This is a genomic window from Rarobacter faecitabidus (assembly GCF_006716265.1).
Lineage (GTDB): Bacteria > Actinomycetota > Actinomycetes > Actinomycetales > Cellulomonadaceae > Rarobacter > Rarobacter faecitabidus.
This window is the reverse complement of the sequence record NZ_VFOS01000003.1, coordinates 84,332-106,701: the sequence shown is the minus strand read 5'-3', so window position 1 is coordinate 106,701 and position 22,370 is coordinate 84,332. Positions and strand designations below refer to the sequence as shown.

Below are 22,370 nucleotides of genomic sequence, written 5' to 3'. Positions count from 1 at the left end.
ACCGCTAGGCCCCACCGTGCACGATTCTGAGCCCGCGGCGCGCTGCGCGTTCCATGACGGGTGTTGCGCTCGCGGCTTGTCGTGGGTCGTTGGCGAGCGATCGGGTGACGGTGTCGGGCACTTCGTCTTGCAGGTGTTTGTAGCGTTCAGTGGTCAGTGGTGAGGTGTGGCCGAGGAGTTTGCCGACGTCGGATAGTGAGATTCCATCTTGGATGAGCCAGCTGGCGTAGGTGTGGCGGAGGTCGTGGATCCGGATGTGGGGGATTTCTGCTTTGTCGCATGCGTTGTTGAGGGCGGTACGGAAGCGGGATTGGTCGAGGATCGCGCCGTTCGGTGTGGTGAGCAGGAGCGGTGAGTGGCAGATTCCGGTGTCGTGGGAGTAGCCGCAGGTGCCGGTGGTGGCGGCGGGTAGGTCGATCCAGGGCGGGATTGGCACGGTGCGGGGTTTCTTGCCTTTGGGGTAGGGCTTCATGGTGCGGCCGGACTGTTGCCAGACGTCGATGACTTCGAGTGTGCGGCGTTGGTGGTCGACGCGGGCGTGGTGAAGTCCAGTTGCTTCGCCCCAGCGCATGCCGGTCCCGACGAGGAGGTCGGCTACGAGGTGCCAGCGCGGGTCGAGGTGTTTGCGGACGTCGGCGTATTGCGCGCGGGTGAGGTAGGTGCCGTGTCGGACGTGGCCGCCGCCGAATTTGAGTCGGGCGGCGGGGTTGGTGGTGAGGATTTCTGCGTCGATCGCGCCGTTGAGTGAGGCGGAGAACAGGTGGACGATCCGTTTGACGGTTTCAGAGGCTACGGGTTTCCGTCCGGTCTTTGTGTCTCCGAGCCGCAGGTGTGCTGCCCAGGCGACGATGTCGTGTCTGGTGATGTCGCACAGTGGGGTGTCTGCCCAGCGGGGGAGCAGATGTGTGTCGCGTCGCCCTTCGTCGGTGCGCAGGGTTGATGGTGCGACGGTGCGTGTTGGCCACCAGGCGGCGCACCATTCTCCCCACGTTTTGCGGGATGCTTCGGGGTCGCGCCAGCCGGCGTGGCGGGACTCGGCTTCTGCGGCAGCGCCGGCGCGGTCGGCTGCGGCTTTGTGGACGAAGGGCCCGCCGGTGACGGTGCGGACTTTCCCGTCGGGGCCGCGGTAGAGCGCTTGGTGTTTACCGCTGGGCAGTTTCCGAGTCCACGCCACATCAATCAGAGCTCCTAGTAGCCGACTGCTTTCACGCCGTACTCTGCCTGCGCGCGGGTGAAGCCTTCGTATTCGAGTTGGTCGATCAGACCGGAGCGAGAGAACGAGCTGCTCTCGAGGTAGCTTTCCGCCTTCTTCGCGGCCTGCTTCTTCCAGTTGACATCGATGTGTTCCACTCCGAACGTTGCTTGCTTCTTGGTGAAGCCTTCGTATTCGAGTTGGTCGATCAGACCGGAGCGAGAGAACGAACTACTGTCGAGGTAGCTTTCCGCCTTGTCGACGGCTTGCTGCTTCCAGTTGACATCGATGTAGTCGACCGCAAATTTCGCTTGCTTCTTGGTGAAGCCTTCGTATTCGAGTTGGTCGATCAGACCGGACCGTGAGAACGCACTGTATTCAAGGTAGCTTTCCGCCTTGTCGACCGCGTTCTGCTGACCGACGGTGAGTTCCGGTTCAGGTTCTTCTTCGATTGCCTCGGTGTCAGATGCGAGGCTGAACCCAGCTTCGGTGCAGCTTGTCATGACGTCGGCAATGTCCTCAGTCACGTGTGATGTGTCCATGTTCAGGCTGCCGCCGCCTGCTGCGACGACGTCGGCAAACGTTTGAAATGGCTCGTTGAGTCGGTCGATCTTCCCTGCCAGTGCGTCGGGTGCAAGTTTGCTGGCCTCGACAAGGGCCTCGTTGATCTCTGTCAATTCGTCGGCCTGGTCATCAGTCAGGTCTGCCCCGATACCAATCAACGCTCCTGGGATCCGCATGAAGATCGCATCGTCGTCGCCCTCGAAGATCTTCGCGCACGCGTCAACCGCTGACCCTTTATTCGGCTCCGTGGCTGGCGTCTCGGTCGTCGAAGTCGATTCCGTTGGTGCTGCCTTGTCACTCGACGTTTCGCTTGGCGTTGTCTCTTCATTCCCACAACCGCCCAGGACTGACGTGATCAATGCCGCCGAGGCAACAAGCGTTAGGAGGTTCTTCTTCATCCCATTCTCCAAGGTTCAGGGCCCCGTGGCCCACATCGTGAAGTCTTGCGCTTCGAATACCATTCATGGACAACGAAGCCCTGACCTCGTGTTTTTGTGAATCAATCGAGGCCGTAGTCTTCCTCGGCTACAGCCTCACGATCAGTACAGACCGCCCCGCAAACCTACCGCCTACCGCCCGTGCCGGTCTAGACCCCGAACAACATTCCGCCTGGCTCGACGCCAACCTCACTCCCGATCGACGCGCGCTCGCGGCCGAGCAGATCGTCGCGCTGCTTCTTCTGCAGCATCTAGATCCGCATCCGTAATCGCGATGGCCGAAGTTGAGGGATGTGCGATCTCGCTAAGGAGTTTGTCTTGCGCGCGTCCAACGACATGTCGTGGGTCGACACCAAGGAAGGTGCAAGCGTTGGAGAAAGTACCTAGCGTCATGAGTCCTCTAACGCCTGCCGCGTAATACGACAACTGCGGCGCACTGATCCCAGCCGCTTTCGCCACGTCTTTCTGCTTGATGCCCTGCTTCTTGGCTTCTGCGATCAGCTCCAGGGTGACTAGTTGAGACAGTCTCCGGCCTTTGTCCATGTGGACAACGTACACGCCATGAGTTCACATGTCTAGCCATACGGCTAATTGACAACCGTTAGCCATGCGGCTACGTTAGGCATATGGCTAACGCAATAGACGCGCTCGATCGGGTTGTTGAGCCCATTCAGACCTACATGCGCGAGCAGGGTTACTCGATCAACTCTCTCGCTTCGGAGACGCGCATTCCCTATGCGTCTCTCCGCCGTCGTCTGCTCGACCCGGAGCAATTGACCTTCAAGGATCTCTCACGCATAGCTGATGCTCTGCACGTAACCGCCGTTGATGTCCTGCCCCAGCCAACAAAGCAACACGCGCTCGCGGATGGGCGGTTGGCGGGATGAACGGGGTTGACCAAATGATCGGCGTTGATCAGCGCCTCGATGCTTTGCGGGTATTGCGCGTGACGGCGGCTTCTTCGGAGCAGGTGTGTGCTGAGGTTCTGCTCATGCTCAACGAGTCGGGGCTACCGCTTGGTTCGGTCGCAGTCGACTTGGTGCGCGGCGCGTGCGAACAAGCCGCACACGCCGCCCAGATGTTCTTAGATTTGGTCGACGTTGACACCGACGACCGGCTGGATACTGATCGGCACGCCGCTGCTGATGTAGATGTCGACAAGCGTGTTGGTGGTCTTGATGGAAATCCAGTCACCTTTGTCGAAACGCATCGCGTTGAAGACAGCGGCTTTGAGTTCCTCAACATCGGTGTCGAGAGGCAAATGCCACCGGTTCATGCCGACGGTAAGTCTGATGCTCGCCATGATGCTTCTCCTTCAGTTGGACACTCGCCGTTGTCGCGGTCGGGTGTCGTCGGTGGGGCAGGCGTTGGTCCGTCTGCTCCTGTGGTCCCGACTGTAGGGGAACCCTCCGACGCTGCCGCTGTGCCTCCTCCGGCGGCAGCGTCGGAGCACTCGCGCGATACGGGGTTCTCTTACCACTGCGGCAGCGAGATCGGTGACGCGTTGCTTGCCGCTGTTGAGCGGGTTTCTGCGCATCTAGAAACGATCCAGCGCATGAATGCGGGGATCACATTTCCCAACACCAAAACGACCGACCAGCGTCCTGTCTTGGCGGACGACGCTGATCGGTCTTGACCTACTTGAAGGAGTTGGTCCCTTTGACCATACCAACGATTGATCCGGTGGCGCCGTCGTCGGTGCTGTATCCGGGTGCTGTTGCGTTGATCGAGCGTCAGGTGGTGGAGGACGCGCTGTCGATCGGTCATGACAGTGACGAGGTGTTCTCGTGGCATGAGGCAAGCACAGCTCGGTCAGCGATTTACATTTCGACTCCGCGCCCCGAAGCCGCCCGTCCGATGTTGTCGCCGACTGAGGCGTTGCGTGTGATGCGTCATGAGTTGTCGGCTCTGCGTGCTCGTCGTCTTGAACTTCGCGAGAACACGGAGATCCGCCGGCAGGTCGAGAATGAGCGGCTTGACGCTGCGTTGTGGAGGGCGTCGTGAGCGCCGGGCTCGTAGTGGTGCCGGCAGCGGCGGAGTTCTTGACGGTGGCGGAGGCCGCGGCTGTTGCTCGGTGTCATACGGTGACGATGCGCCGGCGGGTGGAGTCGGGCGAGGTGCACGCGACGCAGCGGGTGAAGGGTGGCCGGTGGACGATCGCGCGGGTGTGTCTCGAGGAGCAGCTGCTGTCGGGTGCGTGCTCGCATCAGCGTCCGCGTCGGTCGGGCAACGTTGTCGATTTGGCGGCTCGTCGTCGGGCGGGGGGCGGACGATGACGTGGTTTTTTCTGATCAGTCTCACGGTCGTGGTCTTCGCCGGGTTGTTGGCGGTGCGCCGCTTGTGGATGTCGCCTCGCCGGTTGAAAGCGACGGTGGAGGAGTTGTCGTCGGCGTGGGGTATTACGCGGGCGGCGGTCGAGCTGTCGCAGGCATCTGGCATCAATTTGCGTGACGCGGTGACGGCGTTGGAGACGGTTCGCGCCGCGCAGGTGCAGCCCGGTGGTCGTTTCAGGGCGGTCCATCTTGTTTGGCCTCGCAGGGCGGGCAAGTCTCACGTCTCCGAGATCCTGCGTCGTGCTGGTGCGGTCCTGTTGGCGATAGCCGTGGTGCCGGGCGCAGCAGCGTTGGCATCGTTCCTCAATGGCGGGGGTGATCCGGGCCTATGAACGCTTCGGTGATTGGGGTTGTGTCCTCGGTGCGGGTCCGCACTGTCGAGGATGTCGCGCGGGACACGGCGGATGCCGCGTTTTCGTTGCTGCAGCGTCAGCGTCCTGGTCGTGATGACGTGCAGCTGTGGGAGCAGGTCCGCGACTTGCTTTCCGGCGGAGTGGTTCGGCAGTGCTTGCTCGCGCTTGCCGTGGGTGTCGAGCTGCCGCAGAAGGTCGTGGATCTGGTCGTCGCGGTCGATGTTGCGCAGCGTGCCGCGGATTCGGCGCGGGAGGCTGCTCGGGTTGCGGCTGTGGTCGTGAAGCCTGCGCGTGATCGCGAGTGGGTGGCGGCTGCGGATTTCCCGCCGGCGTGGCGCGAGGATCTCCCTGCGGATCTGACGGGTGAGGACGACGCGCTGTGGTGTGAAGCGAAGTCGCATCCGGTCGAGTTGCTTGGCGCGGTGTGTACGCGTCGGCGCGGTCACACGGGCAGGCATGCCCGCGGTGATGGTGAGCGGATTGTGGCGGTGTGGCGGTGAGCGCGCGTCAGGAGACGCAGTGCAAGGCGTGTGGCCGGGCGGTGGTGATGCTGCTGGTGATGCCGCTGGAGTTGCATCCGGGGTCGCAGCGGCAGTGGGCGCCGTTTGAGCCGGAGTTCGTTTCGGCCTGCGGGATCCGGCCGTCGCATGCGGTGCAGATCGGTTCGTCGACGGCGCGTGTGTTGCCGGCGACTGAGAGCCCGGATCCGACTGAGCGGCCGGCGTTGATTCATTTCGCGGTGTGTCCGGCACGCACGGCCTTGTCGGGTCGTGAAGCGGCGATCGCGGGGTGAGCCGGCAGGTACGGGTCGCGGCGCAGTTCCCGGGTGACGGGAATCTGCATGTAATCCCGGAGGACGGCCGTCTGATCGCCACCTGCATCGGGTGCGCGTGGGAGCGGCTGGCAGAGACAGATAGCGCGGCACGTGAGGTGCAGCGCGACCACATGAAGGGTTGCCCGGACGCGAAGAGCGTCGTGGCTAGGAAACAGGATTGAAGGGGTTGGTCAGTGTGGGAACAGCGACGAAGGAAACCGTGACCGGCGCGAAGTCGCCGGCGCGGAAGGGGAAGGCGCGGGCGAGTGTGCCGGCGGTTGAGGAGATCTCGGCGGAGTCGACGCCGGTGGCGGGTTCGCTGCTGGGCGACCTGCCTGCGGGCGCGCGCCTTGTGCCGGTCGATCAGTTGCGGCCGCATCCGTCGAATCCGCGCCGCGAGGTCGGGGACGTGTCGGAGTTGGCGGACTCGATCCGTGAGCACGGGATCCGGCAGAACTTGCTGGCGGTCCCGGACCCGGGCGATGAGGCCCGGTTCCGTCTCGTGATCGGGCACCGTCGTCATGCGGCCGCGGTCGTGGCGGGCCTGGCGGAGGTGCCGGTGGTGATCGATCCGACGTTGTCGGAGGCGGATCAGCTCGAACTGATGCTTGTCGAGAACATCCAGCGCAGCGACTTGACGGCGGTTGAGGAGGCGGACGGCTTCCAGGGTCTGCTGGATCTCGGTCTGTCGCAGGACCAGGTGGCCAAACGTGTCGGACGGTCGCAGTCGCATGTGTCGAACCGGATCAAACTGATTGGTCTGCCGGAGAAGGCACGTGAGGCGGTGCACGCGCGGACGTTGACGCTCGCACAGGCAGAGGCGATCGCGGACGTCGAGGACATCCCCGGCGCGACGGCCGCGCTTGATGAGGCTCTGAACGGCGATGCGTCCAATGTCTCGTTTGTCGTGAGTCGTCTGCAGTTGTTCCGTACGCGGCTCGAGTCTGCGACGGAGGTGTTGGACGACCTCGAGGCTCTTGGCGTCACGGTGATCCGCGAATATATGTCGACCCAGCCGCCGGGACGTCTCTTTGCCTACGCCTACAACTCGCACCCGGACACGTTCGCCGCGCTCGTGCCCAAAGTTCAGGCAGCGCTGGCCGAGGAGCATCCCGGTCATTTCACCGCGTTCATCTCCTCGTCGGGCCCGGACGTGTATCGCGCGTTCACACCCGAGGAGCAAGAGGCGCGCGACGCTGCCGCCAAGGCGGCCGCGCCGAAGACGCAGGCGGATCCGCCGTGGCTTGTGGAGCAGCGCAAGCGCGATGCTCGCCGCAAGGAACTCGAGGAGAAGTTCGGCGTGATGGCCACAGACGAGCAGGACTACCGTGCCGCGTTCGTGAAGGAACTCCTCCAGGCAGGCGAGCCGTTGGACGGGTCGTTCAGTGCGGCACTGTGGCCGCTGATCGGGCAAGCGTTCGTGCGTGCCACGTTTTACGACGACGTCCCCGAGTTCTTCAACTCGGCGCTCCTCGACAATGAACGGCTTGGCGAGATCCTCGGTGTCCCACCACTGGATGAGAACGACGACGAGGACACGCATTACGAGGCCGTCGCCGAAAAGCTCGCGCAGCTTGACCCGGCGACGTCAGTCGTCGTGATGACGACCGCGGCGTGGACGATCGACCACCAGGATTGGGGCACCACGTCACAGGGTGACGCCGAACTGATCCGCACCTGGTACACGGCGTTGCAGTCTCTCGGATACGAGCCGACACCGGACGCGCTCGAAGCCCTCGCCGCTCTCGCGGATGTCACGGACGGCAAGTGACATGGCGGCGACGTTGATTCCGGTGGGGGCGTTGGTGCCTGATCCGAAGAATGTGCGCGGTAATGCGGGCGCTGATCTGGACGAGCTCACGGCGTCGGTGGCTGCCGTTGGGGTTCTGCAGCCGGTGCTGGTCCGTCCTGCAGGGACGGCGGGGACTTACATGATCGTTGATGGGCATCGCCGGTTCGCTGCGGCGAAGGCTGCGGGCCTGTCCGAGGTGCCGGCACTGTTCTGCAAGCCTGCGTCGGCCGGTTTGGCCACTGAGGTCATGCTGGCCGCGGCGATGCACAAACAGCTAGAGCCGGTAGAGCGGGCTCAGGCATTCCAGCGGCTCGTCAACGCCGGCTTGACGATTCAGAAGATCGCTGCGCGGACAGGCTACTCGGTGGCGACGGTCCGTGACTCTCTTTCGTTGATGACGTTGCCGACTGAGGCACGCAGGATGATCCGCGACGGTGAGATCACTGCCACGACTGGTGTCGAGCTCGCGAAGCAGGTGCGTCAACCCGGTGACGCGGGTGCTCCGGCGGTGGCCACGACTCGTCGCAAGCCGCCGCAGTGGTTCTCACGCACACACCAGCTCGCCAAGGAACTCACCTGCACTCACGCGGGCCGTAGCCGCGTCGGCGGTGTCGCCTGTGGCGAATGCTGGGAAGACGCGATCCGCGCCGACGAACGCGCGAGGGCCGAAGCATGAAGCGGGGATACCAAGAACGGACGACAGCCCTCGAGATAACTCCGGAGTTCCTCGCGAAGGCCGCTTGTACCGGCCGAGAGGATGACCTGTTCTATCACGTCGATGACGAACCTCGCGGTGAGCGCCGGATCCGGGATCGCCGTGCCGCTACGATCTGTGCGACCTGCCCTGTGTTCGAGCAGTGCGCGCAGATTGGCACCACCGAACGGGCCGGAGTCTGGGCAGGAATCTGCCGGGAATGCCCGCCGGAGACACACGCCGTCGACGGCAACGAGGACGACTTACACGCCGAGGCTCTTGCTGATGCGCAGCGGTTGACAGGTCGGTTGTCGCGGATGCGCGCTGCGATCCGTCACCTGCCACAGGCCGAGGGTGCGTCGATCGAGCAGATCGTGCACCTGGCCGAGCTCGAGGAGGTAGGTGCATGAACCCGGACTGCGCGTGCCACAAGAGCGGAGCTTCATCATGACGTCATTACTCGCCGCGTTGCTCACTGTTCTCTATCTCGTCGCTCTCATCGGATCCTCGGTGTGGGCGCTCGAACGAGAGTCCTGGGCGCGTACCACGGTCCCGCTCGGTCTACGGGTCCTTGGTCTCGCGTTCCTCTTCCACGAATTCGCTGCCGAGGAGGCGAAGGGGCCCTCCCTGTGGAAGGAAACCAGTGTCGTGTACAACGCCGCGACGAAGACCACCATGCCGTGCACCGTCTGCGTTGAGCGCGGGACATTGGTGAACAAATGATCAGGTGTTCCAAGAGGATCGCTCAATGGAGCAATTTGAGTGCGATTCACAGTGGCAAAGTCGAAGGATCGAAGCCCGACGCATGCAAGTACTGCCGGAAATCGCCCACGGTCGCTTCTGGGTTATCCAAGTCAAATCTGGACGCGAGATCAGCTAGTTCCTTCAGTGCGCGAAGCGTTGTGATTCCGTCTTCTTTGATCTCAGACCCGTGCTCTATGCAGTTGAAGCAGCTCAAGAGGGTATGGCTAGCGTTCTGGAGCGCACCCTGGACCACCGGGTGCACAGACTTTCCAAGCATCAATGTGGCTTTGGCGCTCAATCTCGCAATTTCATCTGTGCGCGTACGCAAATCAAAGCGATGGGGTCCGATGAATTTATCGCGAGCATCAGAATACGCCGCTGCATCCAATTCTCGATTTTCGTCGGGATCTGGCCCGTTGTGTACGAGTCGGTGCTCCCGGAGCACACGGTCTTGGATCGATAAGAACCTCGCGCTTTCTAACACAGCGTTCACTTCCGCAAGAACTTCTAGATACAGGTTTGTCTTCTCCTGCCTCAGAATTCGACTCTGCTCAGTTCTGCGACGGACTTCATCCATTTTCTCTGAACTCAGACGTGCAGATCTTGCAGTGGTCCAAGTTCCGCCGATCCCGGCAACTCCTAAGCCAGCGGTTATCAGAAGGCTCCAATCGAACATGTCCCAGTCCAACTTCCTCGTCGAAATTGATGTGACGACTCTACTAGAACTGTGTCCACGATAATGAGAGTAATCACGATCAGACAGCCGTGGGCGTGGGCGATCATTTATTCCGGCAAGGACGTGGAGAACCGGTCGCGGAACATTGCCGGGGACTATCGCGGGCCAGTGGCGATTCATGCGGGTCTGGTTGGCGCGTCACCAACCGATTCGGCCTGGTTGAACGCGCCTCTGACAGATGGCCCGATGCGACATGCAGACCGGCTGAGCGTCCGTGGCCAGATCATCGGCGTGGTGGATCTCGTTGGTACGCATCACTGGTCTGACTGCCTCGACGGCGCATTTGGCTGCTCACCGTGGGCGCTGAGCGACTGCTGGCACATCGCACTCGCCAACCCGCGCCCCATCGACCCAATCCCGTACAAGGGCGCGCTCGGACTGACGACGATCGCTGACCCCGTCGTGCTCGGAAGACTGAGGGCCACGTTATGACGCCGTCAACACGCGATCACGCGATCGCCGCCATGCTCGAACGCGACCTGCAGGACACGGTGCTCGCGCTCGCGGACGTACACGGCTGGATGGCCTATCACACGCACGACAGTCGCCGGAGCCAGCCGGGCTATCCGGATCTGCATTTGGTCCACGTCGGCCAGCGCCGCAGCATCTTCCGCGAACTCAAAAAACAGACCGGCCGCGTGACGCCCGCCCAGCAGGAATGGCTCGACGCTCTGACCGCCGTCGGCGTCGACGCAGCCGTGTGGCGCCCTGCCGACCTGCTCGCCGGGACCATCCTGAACGACCTGAAAGGACAACCGTGATGACGACCATCGACATCCCCGCAATCGCCGGGACCGAACTCCCGCAACTCGACATGAACGTCTCCCGCGTCTCACTGCGCTGCGCACTCGCCGCCGTCCTCCCACACGTCGGAGACACCGACAGCACACACCGAATCCGCCTCGCGCTCGCGGATGAGCGGACTCTGATTGTGATGGCGACGTCGTCATACACGGCGATCACGGCCCGGGCTCATGTGATCGATGTGATCTGGTCGTCCGAGATGCCGGTGATTGACATTGAGCCGAGGTCGGCGCGCGAGATCTTGTCGGTGTTCGCTCCGCCGGCGGACAAGGATGAGCGGTCGGTGTGGGAACACAACGGGTTCCGGGTGCGGGTGACGGACACGGAGGTGACCGTAATCGAGTCCGCCGGCATGCTCGACGATCTCGACCGGGTTCTGACGGTGCCGCGGCTGCGGTCGACGCCGGCGGATGACAAGGCGCCCCGGTTCCCGGATCTCGCCCGACTGGTGCTGAGGAATCTGCTCACACAACCCTCAGTGCAGGACCGTGCGCGGGTATCGGTGAAGCGGCTCGAGCCGTTCATCAAGTCCGCGAAGGCGTACGGCATACCTGACCTGACCCTGCGGACCTTCGAGACGGTGCACGGCTTGATCGTGCACGTCTCGGAGGATGCCGTCGGCATCGTGTCCGGCAGTGAGCGCGCACCTGACGCTGAGGCTGAGCAGGCCGAGAACCTCGCAGACCTCTGGCAACGGCAGCTCGCGCCTCTGTTCCAACCCATCACGAAAGAAGGTGCCGATAGTGAGTGAGCACGTGACGGGGTCCTTGTCGAGTCGTGAGGTGGCTGAGCACGTGGGGCAAGACGCGATCAGGCATGCGCTGCGGGGATGTCTTCCGTTGCTGGTCCTCGCCGGGCGAGTGACGGATGTGCGCGGCATTCTGCGTGCGTTCGAACTCGAGGAGCAGGTGCCGCTCAGGTACAAGGTGCCGGGTACGCGGGCCTTCATCACTGCGTACGCATCCACGCAGGACATCGACGCGTCAATTCGAGGCCATCGCTTTGACTGCCTGCACACCGATGTCCCCAACATCATTCGACTGGCCAAAGTCGTTGCGCCGGCATTCCTCACCTCGCAATGCCCGACCGCTACAGGGCTCGAGCTCGTGTTCCCTTCCAAGAAAGAAGCCAAGTCATGACCGCCAGATCGCATTCCCGTACCTTCCGGAAGTTCAAGCGGCGTCTGGCGAGCTTGAACAAGGGCAAGCGGGCTGTGGCGCCGCATCGCCGGCCCCTGCCCTGGGAACAGAAGGGAGGTGATCGTGATGGCCTACCGCGTTGAGCGCTGCACGGCGTGCGGCAAACCCATCAACCCGCAGACCGGCGAATGCGCCGGCTGCTCCGACTGACCGAAAGGCCAATCCATGCCCTGGGCCCGATTTGGCGACAACATCGCCACCTATCCGGATCTGCTCGAGATCCGGGCGCTCGCGGAGGCGGACGACCGTCTCATGCTTGAGGCGCTGGGTTTCCTCACCGTGTGCGCGACGTTGTCGGCTGGGCACAAGACCGACTATCTGACGAATTACGGTACGGCGCTGCAGGTGGCCGGGCCGCGTGCGGACGCGTTGATCGGCGTCCTGGTCGCGGTCGGGCTGGTGACACCTGTTGCGCCGATTGCGGGGCGCAAGTCGGGGTTCATCATCCGTGCCGATTCGGATTTCATTCACGTGCGCACGCGTGATGAGCTCGAGGCGGAGAAGGCGAACCGTCAGGGGCGCCGCTCGGACCGGCTCAAGCGTGAGATCCGTCTGCGTGACGGTGACAATTGCCGGTGGTGTGGAATCGTCGTGCATTGGTCCGGTACGGCAAAGTCGGGTCGGCATGCCGAGGTGGATCACCTTGATCTTGATCCGAAGGTCGAGGCGACGCCGGAGAACACTGTGGTGGCCTGCAAGACGTGCAACGGCACGCGCGGGCAGGATCCGGAGAAGTGGGCGCGGGAGCACGAGTTGCTGCCGCCGCCACCTCGCCCGTTGTACGGGCGTGAGACCGCGCAGTACTTGCAGCGGCAGTTCCCGGACCGACACATCGTCCAGACCCATCGCAGCGACGAGACCTCGCCGGTCGCGGCCGCAGCGGATCCCGCACGCCAGCAGGCTGTGCGACCCGCAGCGCCGGACAGGGCTGAGGACATGGCGCGCGAGGTGGACGAGCCTGCTCCGAAACCTCAACCTAACCTCGGACAACCTCGCAGGGCGGACGGAACCGGTTCTCCCGGGACGGGACGGGACGGGACGGGGATGGAAGGTAAGGGACGGGCTGGGCCTGATCGGTCAGGTGCGGGGGGCGCGGTTGCCAAGGGTGGGCCACCTCGTAAGCGTCGGGGTAAGCGTGGCGGTCGAGGGAGGCGTCAATGAGCGATCGGGTGTGTGGCTGTGGTGCTGAGCTTGGTCCTGACTGGTATGTCTGCCGTGGTTGCGTCGGGACGTTCCGTGGTCTGCTCTCTGATCTCGGTGGGCTGATGGATGACGTTGATGCGGCGATCGGGAAGCAGCTCCGGTTCGGTGGCGGTGGTGGCCGACGCGGGTCTGACCGTCCGTTGCCGATTGACGTGCTGGTGGTCGAGACTGCCTGGACTGCACGGCAGGCCGTCTTGAAGTGGGTCGATTGGGTCGCGGCGGTGCGTGGTCATCCGGTGCCGGCGGCATGGTCGGAAGTCGGGACGTATCTGCGTGAGTCGTCGGGGTGGCTGTCTCGTCATCCGTCGGGGCCGGAGGCGATCGCTGCTGTGGTGTCGGCGGTGCGGCGTGTGCGCCGGTCGACCGATGCGCCGCCTGAGCATCCGTACGTGGGCAAGTGCTCGAGCTGTGGGCATGAGGTGCATGCGAGTGCTACTGCCGTGATCGCGGGTTGCCGGTATTGCGGTGCGGAGGTAGACGTGCCGACGTTGCGGGATGAGACGTTGCGGCGTGTCCGCGATCACTTGGTGACTGCGGCTGATGCCGAGAGACTCTTCGATGAGATGGGCATCAAGCTGACGGCGGATCTCGTGCGCAAGTGGAGGAAACGTGGTGACGTTGCTGCGGTGCGGATGAACGTCAAGGGACAGCCGCTCTTCCGCATTGGCGACCTGCTTGCGCGACACGCCGCCACGTTCAGAAATGAGGGTGCTTGACAAGCTTGTCCTGCTAACGTTCATTACGTTGGCAGTGTCTTGTAGGGAGACCGCCGCGGGAGGCTCGGACCATTCGGTTCGGGCCTCTCGTCGTTGGGAGGCACGATGCTCGATGAATGGGATCCTCGTCGTGGTCGTCAAGGCCGGCCTTGGCGTCGGCTTGTCGCGCAGGTCTGTCCGCCGGGTTCGCTGTGTGAAGTGCCGGCGTGCCGCAAGCCGACGCGCGAGATCATCTTCGGTCTCCGGCCTCGGCATCCGCTTGGCCCATCGGTCGACCACATCGTGCCGCTTGAGGACGGTGGGCATCCGACAGCACTGTGGAACCTGCGCCCGGCGCACTACGGCTGTAACTCGGCGCGGGCTAATAGTCCGCGCTTGCCGCAGCTCATGCCACGCAGCTCGGTTCGGTTGCCGTTGACGCGTGACGATTCGCGGATCGTCGTTGTGCTCGCTGGTCCGCCCGGTGCTGGTAAGACCACGGCGGCCAGGCAGTCTGGCCTTGAGGTGTTCGACCGTGACGATAGGCAGTGGCACACGGAGCGCGGGTTTCAGGATGCGCTGCGGGATCTCGGTCGGCGTTCGGATGCGCGGGCCGTGGTGATCAGGTCGGCTCCGACGTCGAGAGCTCGTGCACGGTGGTCGGCGCTGACTGACGCGACTGCCTGCTACGTGCTGACCACGGCTCTTGATGAGTGCGTGCGCCGGATCAACCAGCGTGGCCGTCCTGGTCGTCACCGCGAGATCGCGGCGGCGGCGACCTGGTTCGAGCGGTTCGATACCCGTGATGGGGTCGAGACGTTCGAGGGCTGGTCGATCGACCGGCCTCAGCGGCCGTCATCGGGCGTCCGCATCCCGGTCGACGGGGCGGTTCGGCCCCGGTCTGGGGTGCGGCTGCCGGTCGAGCAGTGACATGCGAAAACGTTGGAATTGCAACGATTCTTTTTTGAAACCGAGACGGCGGCTGACCCGCGCCCTACCGCCCGTTCTCTCTCCCCGTTTCTGTCCCGGTGGCGCCCCACGCAGTGAGGGGAGGTTGTGGTGATGGCTCGAGAACTCAAGCATGGGAACTCTGGTTACCGTCGCGGCTGCCGTTGCGAGGTCTGCCGGTCTGGTCATTCGAAGGCGAACCGTACCTGGCGGCTCCGGAAGCAGGATGAGGCTCGCGAGGTCGGCGAGGTGGAGAAGGCTCAGGCTCAGGCGCTCGCAGATCTTGTTGAGCCGGCTGATGGCTCGCAGGCTCCGCTGGTGATTGATCGCACGCTCGCGGACGGTCCGATCGAGGCTGCGTTCGCGTCGGAGTTCGCCGAACTGCAAGGTGGCCCGCCGTGGAAGGACACTTTGGGGATGCTCGCACGGGCGAATGCTCGCGTCGTCGACCAGGTTTCGGTGCACGGCCGCCTCGATGTGCTCTCGGGTGTGCAGCTGCGGATGCTCGACATCCTTGACCGCTTGCGGCGTCTGCCCTCGGGTTCGGGCGCCGGGGTCCCGAATGATCTGGGTTCGCTGCTGAGCGATGGGTAGCCTCCTGCTTCCGGCGCAGCTGCCGGAGGCGGTTCCGAGGTTCGCGACGCCGCGTGATCCCACGCGGGAAACACGTGGCGGCGAGGTCTGCGGGATCATCCGTAGGATCGATGGCGTGCCGATGCCGTGGCAGCGGCACGTTGCCCAAGTGGCATGTGAGATTGATCCACGAACCGGGAAGTACTGGTATCGCGAGGTCATCATTGTCGTGCCTCGGCAGGCCGGGAAGACGTCGCTCTCTCGCGGCAAGGTGTCGCACCGTTGCTTGACGGATCCGCGATCCTCCGTGCTGTACACGGCGCAGGATCGGATCATGTCTCTGCGGCGGCTCAAGAAGTCGTTCTACGAGCCGCTGGATAATTCTCCGTTCGCGCCGTATCTCGGGAATCCGCGGTGGACGAACGGGTCGGAGACGGTCCGATTCCGGAACAAATCCGAGATCGTGATCGCGGCCCCGGGCAAGAAGACGTCGATTCACGGTGACACGTTGCCCGAAGCGCACATCGATGAGGCGTTCGCTCACGCGGACGCCCGGATCGAGCAGGCGGTCGGCCCGACGATGATCACGGTGATCGGCGCGCAGACGTGGGTGACCTCCGCGGCTGGTGACTCTGACTCGAAGTTCTTGTGGGGCAAGGTCGAGGCAGGGCGGGCGCGTGTCGAAGCTGGCTTGCCGTCGAGGATCGCCTACTTCGAGTTCTCCGCCCCGGAGGACGCGGACCGTGATGATCCGTTGGTGATCGCGGCGTGTCATCCGGCGGTCGGGTTCACGATCGAGCTGGAACTGATCATGGCGGAGAAGGACCGGATGGACACCTCCGGACCGGTGGAGTTCAACCGCGCGTATCTGGGCTGGTGGCCGCGTGCGGATGAGAAGCCGTGGGCGATCCCGAAGGGCGCCTGGAAGCAGTGCCTCTCGACTGAGGAAGAGATCGAGTGGGATGGCGTCCCGATGTGGTCGATTGACGTCTCACCGGAACGTGACTGGACGTCGGTCGGGATGGCAGCCGAGCACGTCACGGGGAATTGCTTCCTTGAGCTCGTGGCACGCGAGCAAGGAACTGATTGGGTCGTCCGGCATCTGAAGAAGCTCCGTGAGACGTTCGGTGGCAACCAGGTCGTGATCGACGGTTCAGGGCCGGCCGGGTCGCTCGAGCAGGATTTGGTCGACGAGAACTTCGAGGTGATCCGTCTCGGCCGTCAGGAACGCGCTGACGCGTGTGGTGCGCTCTTCGACGCGGCGCTCGCAGAGACGATCGTGCACTCCGGTGTCCCGGAGGTTGATGACGCGCTCGCGGCTGCCGAGAAACGCTATTCGGGCGACGCGTTCATTTGGGGACGCCGCCAGTCAGAAGATGACATCACCGCGCTGTATGCGCTCACGCTCGTGCGCGCCGGGTGGGTGTCCCACCGCGCACCTAACTACGACCCGCTCGATTCCGTGCCGGGTGCGACATCGAACGCAGAGGAGTGAGTGTGCATTCATTGATCACGACAGTGCTAGATCTCCTCGGAGCTGTTCTCATCGTCATTGCGCTCGCGCTCGCTGCAGGCGCATGGTGGACACCGGCCGGTGTGTTCGTTGCAGGTGTGGGCCTGGTGGCGGTCTCGTGGCTGGTCGACCTGCCACGACGCAGGTCGGCGCGGAAGCGGGCACGTCGATGAGTCTCTTCCGTCGGCGTGAAGCCAGCACGCAGATGCTCGTCCCGTCGCGGTTTTCGCGGTCGGGTGGTTCGCGCGGCCCTGGCGGCGCACTCGCGCAGTCGGTGGTGTGGGCGGCGCAGCGTCTGCGCGCGGATCTGATCTCGATGATGCCGGTCGATGTCTTCACGAAAGTCGCTGGACTGTCCGTGGCCGTGAATCCGCCGCCGCTGTTGGTGGAGCCGTCGCAGATCTCTGACGGTCAGCCGATGCCGATCGGCGAGTGGATCTACTCCTCGCAGGTCTCCCTCGACCAGCACGGAAACGCGTTCGGGATCGTCAAGAAGGTCGACGCTGCAGGTAAACCGGCACGAGTCGACCTGGTCGACACGATGGACGTGGTCGCCCGAATCAAGAACGGCCTGATCGTCGAATACAGGGTGGCCGGCGAGAAGGTCGATTCCCGATTCATCTGGCACGAACGCCAGTTCACCTACCCTGGGTTGCCTATCGGCCTGTCGCCGATCGCCTACTCCGCTTTGACGGTCGCCGGCGCGCAGGCCGCAGCCCAGTTCGCCGTCGACTGGTTCGAGAACGGCGCATCGCCTTCCGCGCATTTGCGAAACAGCGAAGTCAAAGTGGAGAGCGACCAGGCGCAGGCGATCAAGGAGCGCTTCGCCGCGTCAATGTCCACCGGCGACGTCTTCGTGACGGGCAGAGACTGGGAATACAAGCCGCTGTCCGCGAAGGCTGCAGAGGCTCAGTTCCTCGAGCAGCAGAACTACACCGACCTGGAACTCACCCGCTTCTTCGGTGTGCCGGCGGACCTCGTCGACGTCCACGTGGATTCCTCCACGATCAACTACGCGAACATCACCGAACGCAACGTGCAACTGATGGTGATGAACCTCGGCGGCGCAGTCAAACGCCGTGAGGACGCTTTGTCACGAGTCGCGCCGGGATCTCGGTTCGTGAAGCTGAATCGAGATGCAGTCCTGGCGATGGACCCCAAGACGCGCGCAGAGGTCCTCAAGCTCAAGATCGAGTCCCGCTCGATCACCCCGGACGAGATCCGCACGCTCGAGGACCGCCCAGAGCTCACGGAGCAGCAGTACGTCCAGTTCGAGCGCCTGTTCGGTGTGCGGACTCGCAATCAATCACAGATCACGGGAGGTTCCTGATGGACCACGAGACACTCCTGCGCGAGGCTGGGGAACGGCGCGCTGCATGCGTCGCAGCACCACCTGACCGCCCGTCCAAGCGCCGCTGTGCAGAGAACAGTGATTCGGGCGCTTTCGCGCCGGCACCGACGCGTGGCCTGCAACTGCGCGAGACCGGTGACGGCACCGGCCTGCATTTCTCCGGCTACGCAAGCGTTTACGAACGCGGTTACGAAATGTGGGATTTCTACGGCCCTTACACCGAGATTGTCGCAGCCGGTGCCGCAGCCAACTCGCTCGCCCGGGCCGACCTTGACGTGCCTCTCGTCCTGCAGCACGACTCACTGCGCCGCATCGCCCGAACGACGAACGGAACCCTCGCGCTCGCGGAGGACGAGATCGGTTTGCGTGTGGAGGCGCCGGCACTGGACGCGGCGGATCCGGATGTCGCTTACATCGCGCCGAAACTTCGCAGCGGGCTCATCGATGAGATGAGTTTCAAGTTCCGCATCGTGCGCGGTCAGTGGTCGCCGGACTACACGGAGTACCGCATCACGGAGGTCGACATTCACCGTGGCGATGTGGCGATCGTCGCGTACGGCGCGAACCCGTACACGGTCGGCGCTGGTCTGCGCGCTGCGGATGTGCGCGAGCTCGTGCGCGGCGTCGACGACGCTACCGCACTCACTATCTTGGCTGACTTGCAGGCACGGTCGGCTACTCCTTCTCCCCGGGTCACGTCGGACGACGTCCGGGTTCTGCCGTTCATCTGATCGGCTTCGCAAGCGTCGCGTAAGGGCCGGATGCTCCACGGACTGTCCGGTGACCGCCTGTCGCTGTCACAGCAACGACAACTCCCGAAAGAGGAACAATCATGAATTTCGCGGCTCTTTTGAAGCAGGCCCGAGACAACGTCAACGCGCTGATCTCTCAGCGCAATGACATCGCCAACCGATTCCTTGAACTCTCGGCTTCGGCGTCGCCGTCGGCCGAGCAGATCAGCGAACTCCGCACTGCTCGCGCCGGGCTCGATGAGCAGATCGAGACGGCTCGAGCACGTGTGACGGATCTCGAGGAAGAGCAGGCCCGTCAGGCCGAACTCGACTCGCTCCAGTCGCGCACCAGCGAGGTGCCGCAGACCCGCGACGTCGGTGACGGCACTGTCCAGGACCGCAGTGCGACTCAGGTCACGAGTGAGCCTCGGACCTATCGCGAGGATCAGGACCCGCAGGGCTTGCAGTTCCTGCGTGACGTCACCGGCTCGTTCCTCGGGAATCAGGCGGCGCGCGAGCGTCTCAACCGTCACATGGCCGAAGAGCGCGTGCTACGCGGTGCGACGGTCGAGCGCGGGGTGACCACGGGCGGCGCTCCGGGCACGGTTGTCCCGCAGTACCTGGTCGAGCTGTACGCACCGAAGGGACGTCCGGGCCGTAAGTTCGCGGACGCCTGCCGCAAGCACACGCTGCCGGCCACGGGCATGGATATCTACATCCCGCGGCAGAAGGCGAAGACCACCGTCGCCGATCAGGTGTCGGAACTCGACACCGTGTCCGAGACGGACTACGAGGACGAGCTGATCTCATCGCGGATCCGCACCGCGGCCGGTTCCCAGACGATCTCCCGCCAGGCGGTCGACCGTGGTATCGGCATCGAGGACATCGTGCTCGGGGACATCCTCAAGGCGTACGACCAGAACCTCGACAGCCAGCTGATCAACCGGGCCACCACCGGCCTGCTGGCTGTGTCGAACGCGGTCACGTACACCGACGCGGACCCGACCGCGCTCGAGCTGTATGCCAAGATCCTGCAGGGCACGGCGAACGTCGAGGACGTCCTGCAGGACCTGGACGACGACGATCTGTTCATTCTGATGCGCGGCCGCCGTTACACGTGGCTGCAGAATCAGTTCACGGACAAGTGGCCGATCCTCGCGACTGGCGGCGCTCCGCAGCTCAACCTCGGCACCAACGCGGAGAACCCGTACAAGTCTGGCGTTCGCGGACACCTGCCCAACGGTGGCGACATCATCACGGACAACAACCTGCCGAACAACCTCGGCGCGGGCACCAACGAGGACGTCGTGGTCGTGGTCGCTCGGCAGGAAGCGCACCTGTGGGAAGACCCCTCGGCGCCGCTGTTCATCCGTGCCGACCAGCCGCAGGCCAAGAAGCTCGGTATCGACCTGGTCGTGTGGGGCTACTACGCGGCCGTGTTCAACCGGGTGGTCGACGACCAGGGCTCGCCCAAGGCCGTCCACCAGAAGATCACCGGCACCGGCCTGGTCGCCCCGGTCTTCTAGTCACCGTGTGGGGACGTCGCGCCGCGGCGTCCCCACACCCCACCGGATGGAAAGGACGATCTGATGACGTCAGCAAAGGAAGCGGCTGAGGCACGAGCTGCAGTAGCCGATCGTGAGCACCTTCGTGCGGCGCTCGAGTCGGAGCGGCAGGGCTACGTCTCGCGAGGTTTGACCAAGCGAGCCAAGCAGGTCGAGGAGCAGTTGAAGAAGCTGCCATCCCTCGATGCTCCCGCCGAAAAGGTCGAACTGCAGGGTGACCAGCAGCCCTCGACCACGCGCAAGGGCTCGCCGAGAGGTGCAGTCAAACCCTCCGACACTTCGGCCGCCGACCCGGAAGTAAAGGGCGACGCCGCGGGCACGGTTGAGGGTGGCGACGCCGACGACGCCGCGGGCAAGGCTGAGGCGTAGTCGCTCATGGCGTGGACTCCGCCTGACCCTGATGAGCGGTTCGTGACGTTGAAAGACTTCGCGGACTATCTCAAGGTGGCTGCGTGGGCGGATGACGCCTCGAACGGCCCGGCGCTCGATGAGGCGTTGAACTCTGCGATCTCGTGGTGCGAGGGTGCGGTTGGGCCGCTCGGCGTCGACGAGGTCACCTATCGGGTGGAGCCGCGCGGGTCGAGTCTCCTCTTGCCGGCGTTCGACCTGCAGGAGGTGGTGTCGGTGGTCTCTCCGAGTGGGGTCGAAGTCACGCCGACGTCGGTGCGGCTCGCGGCCGCGATCGTCACGCTGTCATCGGTTGAGGCCGGGGCGTACGCGGTGACGGTGCGGCCGCGGGTCTTGCCGGCAGACAGCATGCGCCTGGCGATCAAGCTCGTCGGCTCCCAACTGTTCACGCCGCGGCGCGGCGCCGGGAAGCAGGCTGGGGCGATCACTCCGGTCGCGGACACGTCGGGCAAGACGGGTTTCGCGATTCCGAACCGTGCGGCGGAGATCGTCGCACCGTATCTGTTGCCGACGATCTGACATGGACAAGCAGCCTCTGACGCGGATAGCCGCGGTCGTGGAACGTCTCGTGGAGATCTGCGTGGCCGCAGCGCCGGGCGTGCAGGTGGTCGACGGGCCGATCATCGGTGAGACCGATGACGACGCGCTGTTCGTCGGCATGCCTGAGGGGGAACGGTCTGGCTACAACTCGACGGTGACAGCGCAGCAGGGCCGAGGTGGCATCCGGCAGCGTGAGGACTGGTCGGTCGGTTTCATGCTGTCGCTTTTCACCGGCATGGACGACATGTCCGCTCTGCGCGCGAAGGCGGTAGCGATCCTCGGCGCGATCGACGCCGGCGTGAGCGCCGAGCAGGTGCATGCCGGGATCTGGGATCGCGCAGGGATGGACGGGGACGTGTCCTGGCTGCCGTATCAGACTGACCAGGGTGCATCCCTGGTCGTGCAGTTCTACATCTCCGGCGCGGGGTTGCTGTGAGCGGCGCGACCGTCGAATACAAGTTCGACGCGTTGAAGCGCCTGACAGCGGCGCTGCAGGACGCTCCCCGGGAGTTCCGCAAACTCTCGCGTCGGGCCCTGACGGAGGCCGGGAGGGACACCGAGCAGCGCGCGATCTCGAACGCATCGTTTTCGTCTCGGATTCCGTCGTCGATCTCGCTGCAGGTCTCGTTCCGATCGTCCCGTCCTCGCATCATCCTGCGGGCGTCGCTCGCGAAGGCTCCGCACGCCCGAGTGATGGAGGGCATCACGGCGCAAGGCGGCATGTTCGAGCACCCTGTGTTCGGCAACAAGCGCGAGTGGGTCAAGCAGAAGGCGCGTCCTTACATGGCACCTGCCGTGCGTGACACCCGGATCGAGCTGAACGACAAGATCGAGAAGGTCGCGGACGACATGATCGCGAAAATCGCATCATCAACCTGAAAGGGAGGACCATCATGGCCACCAAGTTCGTCACAATCCACCACCCAACACTCCGGCGCGAATCGCTCGTCCCGGCGACCTCCGTGCCGAAGTGGAAAGAAGCAGGCTGGCGTGAAGGCGCCCTTACCGCCGCACCGTTGCCCGACGTCACCGACCCGGAAAAAGTCGAACCGCCGTCGCCCGACGTCACCAACCCGGCAGATGTCGAACCGTCGGCAAGCCGCGCGAAGACCAAGAAGTAACAACCCACACTGAATTCCCGAAGGGCCCGCCTTGTGCGGGCCCTTCGCCATTCCCAGAAC

Annotated in this window: 33 protein-coding genes; 29 read left to right on the top strand and 4 right to left on the bottom strand. The window is 64.0% G+C overall.

Going from position 1 to position 22,370, the window contains the following annotated elements; all coding sequences use genetic code 11:
• Positions 1–4: 4 nt before the first annotated feature.
• Positions 5–1,174 (bottom strand): tyrosine-type recombinase/integrase, encoded by a 1,170-nt coding sequence (locus tag FB461_RS09700; RefSeq protein WP_170222700.1) that lies wholly within the window; start codon positions 1,172–1,174, stop codon positions 5–7.
• Positions 1,175–1,188: 14 nt separating this feature from the next.
• The gene (locus FB461_RS09695; protein ID WP_246046193.1) at positions 1,189–2,154 is read right to left on the bottom strand and encodes an Ltp family lipoprotein; all 966 of its coding nucleotides are present in this window, start codon (positions 2,152–2,154) and stop codon (positions 1,189–1,191) included.
• Between the two features lie 65 nt (positions 2,155–2,219).
• Here FB461_RS09695 and FB461_RS12040 point away from each other — a divergent pair, with 65 nt between their 5' ends.
• On the top strand, positions 2,220–2,462 hold the full coding sequence (locus FB461_RS12040; RefSeq protein ID WP_170222688.1) for a hypothetical protein: 243 nt from the start codon (positions 2,220–2,222) through the stop codon (positions 2,460–2,462).
• Here FB461_RS12040 and FB461_RS12515 read toward each other — a convergent pair.
• Positions 2,383–2,736 (bottom strand): helix-turn-helix domain-containing protein, encoded by a 354-nt coding sequence (locus FB461_RS12515; RefSeq protein WP_142121565.1) that lies wholly within the window; start codon positions 2,734–2,736, stop codon positions 2,383–2,385. The two genes, FB461_RS12040 and FB461_RS12515, sit on opposite strands and share 80 nt — an antisense overlap.
• 83 nt (positions 2,737–2,819) lie before the next feature.
• Between FB461_RS12515 and FB461_RS09685 the strand changes: the two genes are divergently transcribed.
• From FB461_RS09685 to FB461_RS09635, 11 genes are all read left to right on the top strand, one after another.
• Positions 2,820–3,080 (top strand): helix-turn-helix domain-containing protein, encoded by a 261-nt coding sequence (locus tag FB461_RS09685; protein WP_142121563.1) that lies wholly within the window; start codon positions 2,820–2,822, stop codon positions 3,078–3,080.
• A gap of 14 nt (positions 3,081–3,094) precedes the next feature.
• Positions 3,095–3,829: a hypothetical protein gene (locus FB461_RS09680; RefSeq protein ID WP_142121561.1), complete on the top strand. Its 735-nt coding sequence runs from the start codon at positions 3,095–3,097 to the stop codon at positions 3,827–3,829.
• 23 nt (positions 3,830–3,852) lie between these two features.
• Positions 3,853–4,197 (top strand): hypothetical protein, encoded by a 345-nt coding sequence (locus FB461_RS09675; protein WP_142121559.1) that lies wholly within the window; start codon positions 3,853–3,855, stop codon positions 4,195–4,197.
• The gene (locus tag FB461_RS12510) at positions 4,182–4,469 is read left to right on the top strand and encodes a helix-turn-helix domain-containing protein (protein ID WP_142121557.1); all 288 of its coding nucleotides are present in this window, start codon (positions 4,182–4,184) and stop codon (positions 4,467–4,469) included. Before FB461_RS09675 ends, FB461_RS12510 begins: the two co-directional genes overlap by 16 nt.
• Positions 4,466–4,858 (top strand): hypothetical protein, encoded by a 393-nt coding sequence (locus FB461_RS09665; protein ID WP_142121555.1) that lies wholly within the window; start codon positions 4,466–4,468, stop codon positions 4,856–4,858. Before FB461_RS12510 ends, FB461_RS09665 begins: the two co-directional genes overlap by 4 nt.
• Positions 4,855–5,379, top strand: a complete 525-nt coding sequence (locus tag FB461_RS09660) for a hypothetical protein (protein ID WP_142121553.1) — start codon at positions 4,855–4,857, stop codon at positions 5,377–5,379. The genes FB461_RS09665 and FB461_RS09660 overlap by 4 nt, the downstream gene beginning before the upstream one ends.
• Positions 5,376–5,672: a hypothetical protein gene (locus tag FB461_RS09655; RefSeq protein WP_142121551.1), complete on the top strand. Its 297-nt coding sequence runs from the start codon at positions 5,376–5,378 to the stop codon at positions 5,670–5,672. The genes FB461_RS09660 and FB461_RS09655 overlap by 4 nt, the downstream gene beginning before the upstream one ends.
• Positions 5,673–5,889: 217 nt before the next feature.
• Positions 5,890–7,464: a ParB/RepB/Spo0J family partition protein gene (locus FB461_RS09650; RefSeq protein ID WP_170222698.1), complete on the top strand. Its 1,575-nt coding sequence runs from the start codon at positions 5,890–5,892 to the stop codon at positions 7,462–7,464.
• Positions 7,445–8,161 (top strand): ParB/RepB/Spo0J family partition protein, encoded by a 717-nt coding sequence (locus FB461_RS09645; RefSeq protein WP_142121544.1) that lies wholly within the window; start codon positions 7,445–7,447, stop codon positions 8,159–8,161. The genes FB461_RS09650 and FB461_RS09645 overlap by 20 nt, the downstream gene beginning before the upstream one ends.
• The gene (locus FB461_RS09640) at positions 8,158–8,589 is read left to right on the top strand and encodes a WhiB family transcriptional regulator (protein ID WP_170222696.1); all 432 of its coding nucleotides are present in this window, start codon (positions 8,158–8,160) and stop codon (positions 8,587–8,589) included. Before FB461_RS09645 ends, FB461_RS09640 begins: the two co-directional genes overlap by 4 nt.
• A 37-nt stretch (positions 8,590–8,626) precedes the next feature.
• Positions 8,627–8,902: a hypothetical protein gene (locus FB461_RS09635; RefSeq protein ID WP_142121539.1), complete on the top strand. Its 276-nt coding sequence runs from the start codon at positions 8,627–8,629 to the stop codon at positions 8,900–8,902.
• 46 nt (positions 8,903–8,948) lie between these two features.
• Here the strand turns inward: FB461_RS09635 and FB461_RS09630 are convergent, their stop codons facing one another.
• On the bottom strand, positions 8,949–9,611 hold the full coding sequence (locus FB461_RS09630; RefSeq protein WP_142121538.1) for a hypothetical protein: 663 nt from the start codon (positions 9,609–9,611) through the stop codon (positions 8,949–8,951).
• Between the two features lie 234 nt (positions 9,612–9,845).
• On the opposite strand from FB461_RS09630, the gene FB461_RS12160 reads away from it, so the two are divergent.
• From FB461_RS12160 to FB461_RS09550, 17 genes are all read left to right on the top strand, one after another.
• Complete coding sequence (locus tag FB461_RS12160; RefSeq protein ID WP_211349890.1) at positions 9,846–10,091, top strand: hypothetical protein; 246 nt, start codon at positions 9,846–9,848, stop codon at positions 10,089–10,091.
• A gap of 32 nt (positions 10,092–10,123) precedes the next feature.
• Entirely contained in the window at positions 10,124–10,420 is a 297-nt protein-coding gene (locus tag FB461_RS09620; RefSeq protein ID WP_142121534.1) for a VRR-NUC domain-containing protein, read from the top strand.
• A complete protein-coding gene (locus FB461_RS09615) occupies positions 10,420–11,214 on the top strand; it encodes a hypothetical protein (RefSeq protein WP_142121532.1) in 795 nt (264 codons plus the stop codon). The genes FB461_RS09620 and FB461_RS09615 overlap by 1 nt, the downstream gene beginning before the upstream one ends.
• Positions 11,207–11,602 (top strand): hypothetical protein, encoded by a 396-nt coding sequence (locus FB461_RS09610; RefSeq protein WP_142121530.1) that lies wholly within the window; start codon positions 11,207–11,209, stop codon positions 11,600–11,602. Before FB461_RS09615 ends, FB461_RS09610 begins: the two co-directional genes overlap by 8 nt.
• A 225-nt stretch (positions 11,603–11,827) precedes the next feature.
• On the top strand, positions 11,828–12,823 hold the full coding sequence (locus FB461_RS09605) for an HNH endonuclease (protein ID WP_142121528.1): 996 nt from the start codon (positions 11,828–11,830) through the stop codon (positions 12,821–12,823).
• Entirely contained in the window at positions 12,820–13,581 is a 762-nt protein-coding gene (locus tag FB461_RS09600; RefSeq protein ID WP_142121526.1) for a hypothetical protein, read from the top strand. The genes FB461_RS09605 and FB461_RS09600 overlap by 4 nt, the downstream gene beginning before the upstream one ends.
• A gap of 375 nt (positions 13,582–13,956) precedes the next feature.
• A complete protein-coding gene (locus tag FB461_RS09595) occupies positions 13,957–14,490 on the top strand; it encodes an ATP-binding protein (RefSeq protein WP_246046192.1) in 534 nt (177 codons plus the stop codon).
• Positions 14,491–14,622: 132 nt separating this feature from the next.
• On the top strand, positions 14,623–15,102 hold the full coding sequence (locus FB461_RS09590) for a hypothetical protein (protein WP_142121522.1): 480 nt from the start codon (positions 14,623–14,625) through the stop codon (positions 15,100–15,102).
• Positions 15,103–15,250: 148 nt separating this feature from the next.
• Positions 15,251–16,576 (top strand): hypothetical protein, encoded by a 1,326-nt coding sequence (locus FB461_RS12035; RefSeq protein WP_170222694.1) that lies wholly within the window; start codon positions 15,251–15,253, stop codon positions 16,574–16,576.
• Between the two features lie 136 nt (positions 16,577–16,712).
• Positions 16,713–17,924 carry a phage portal protein gene (locus FB461_RS09585; protein WP_170222693.1) on the top strand — a complete coding sequence of 404 codons (1,212 nt, stop codon included), beginning with the start codon at positions 16,713–16,715 and terminating at the stop codon, positions 17,922–17,924.
• Complete coding sequence (locus FB461_RS09580; protein ID WP_142121518.1) at positions 17,924–18,676, top strand: HK97 family phage prohead protease; 753 nt, start codon at positions 17,924–17,926, stop codon at positions 18,674–18,676. The genes FB461_RS09585 and FB461_RS09580 overlap by 1 nt, the downstream gene beginning before the upstream one ends.
• A 101-nt stretch (positions 18,677–18,777) precedes the next feature.
• Complete coding sequence (locus tag FB461_RS09575; protein WP_142121516.1) at positions 18,778–20,202, top strand: hypothetical protein; 1,425 nt, start codon at positions 18,778–18,780, stop codon at positions 20,200–20,202.
• 63 nt (positions 20,203–20,265) lie between these two features.
• The gene (locus FB461_RS09570) at positions 20,266–20,610 is read left to right on the top strand and encodes a hypothetical protein (protein WP_142121514.1); all 345 of its coding nucleotides are present in this window, start codon (positions 20,266–20,268) and stop codon (positions 20,608–20,610) included.
• A gap of 42 nt (positions 20,611–20,652) precedes the next feature.
• Positions 20,653–21,168, top strand: coding sequence for a hypothetical protein (locus FB461_RS09565; protein WP_142121512.1), 516 nt, complete (start codon positions 20,653–20,655; stop codon positions 21,166–21,168).
• 1 nt (position 21,169) lies between these two features.
• Positions 21,170–21,625 (top strand): hypothetical protein, encoded by a 456-nt coding sequence (locus FB461_RS09560; protein ID WP_142121510.1) that lies wholly within the window; start codon positions 21,170–21,172, stop codon positions 21,623–21,625.
• Positions 21,622–22,068, top strand: a complete 447-nt coding sequence (locus FB461_RS09555) for an HK97 gp10 family phage protein (RefSeq protein ID WP_142121507.1) — start codon at positions 21,622–21,624, stop codon at positions 22,066–22,068. Before FB461_RS09560 ends, FB461_RS09555 begins: the two co-directional genes overlap by 4 nt.
• Positions 22,069–22,082: 14 nt before the next feature.
• Positions 22,083–22,310: a hypothetical protein gene (locus tag FB461_RS09550; protein ID WP_142121505.1), complete on the top strand. Its 228-nt coding sequence runs from the start codon at positions 22,083–22,085 to the stop codon at positions 22,308–22,310.
• Positions 22,311–22,370: the final 60 nt, after the last annotated feature.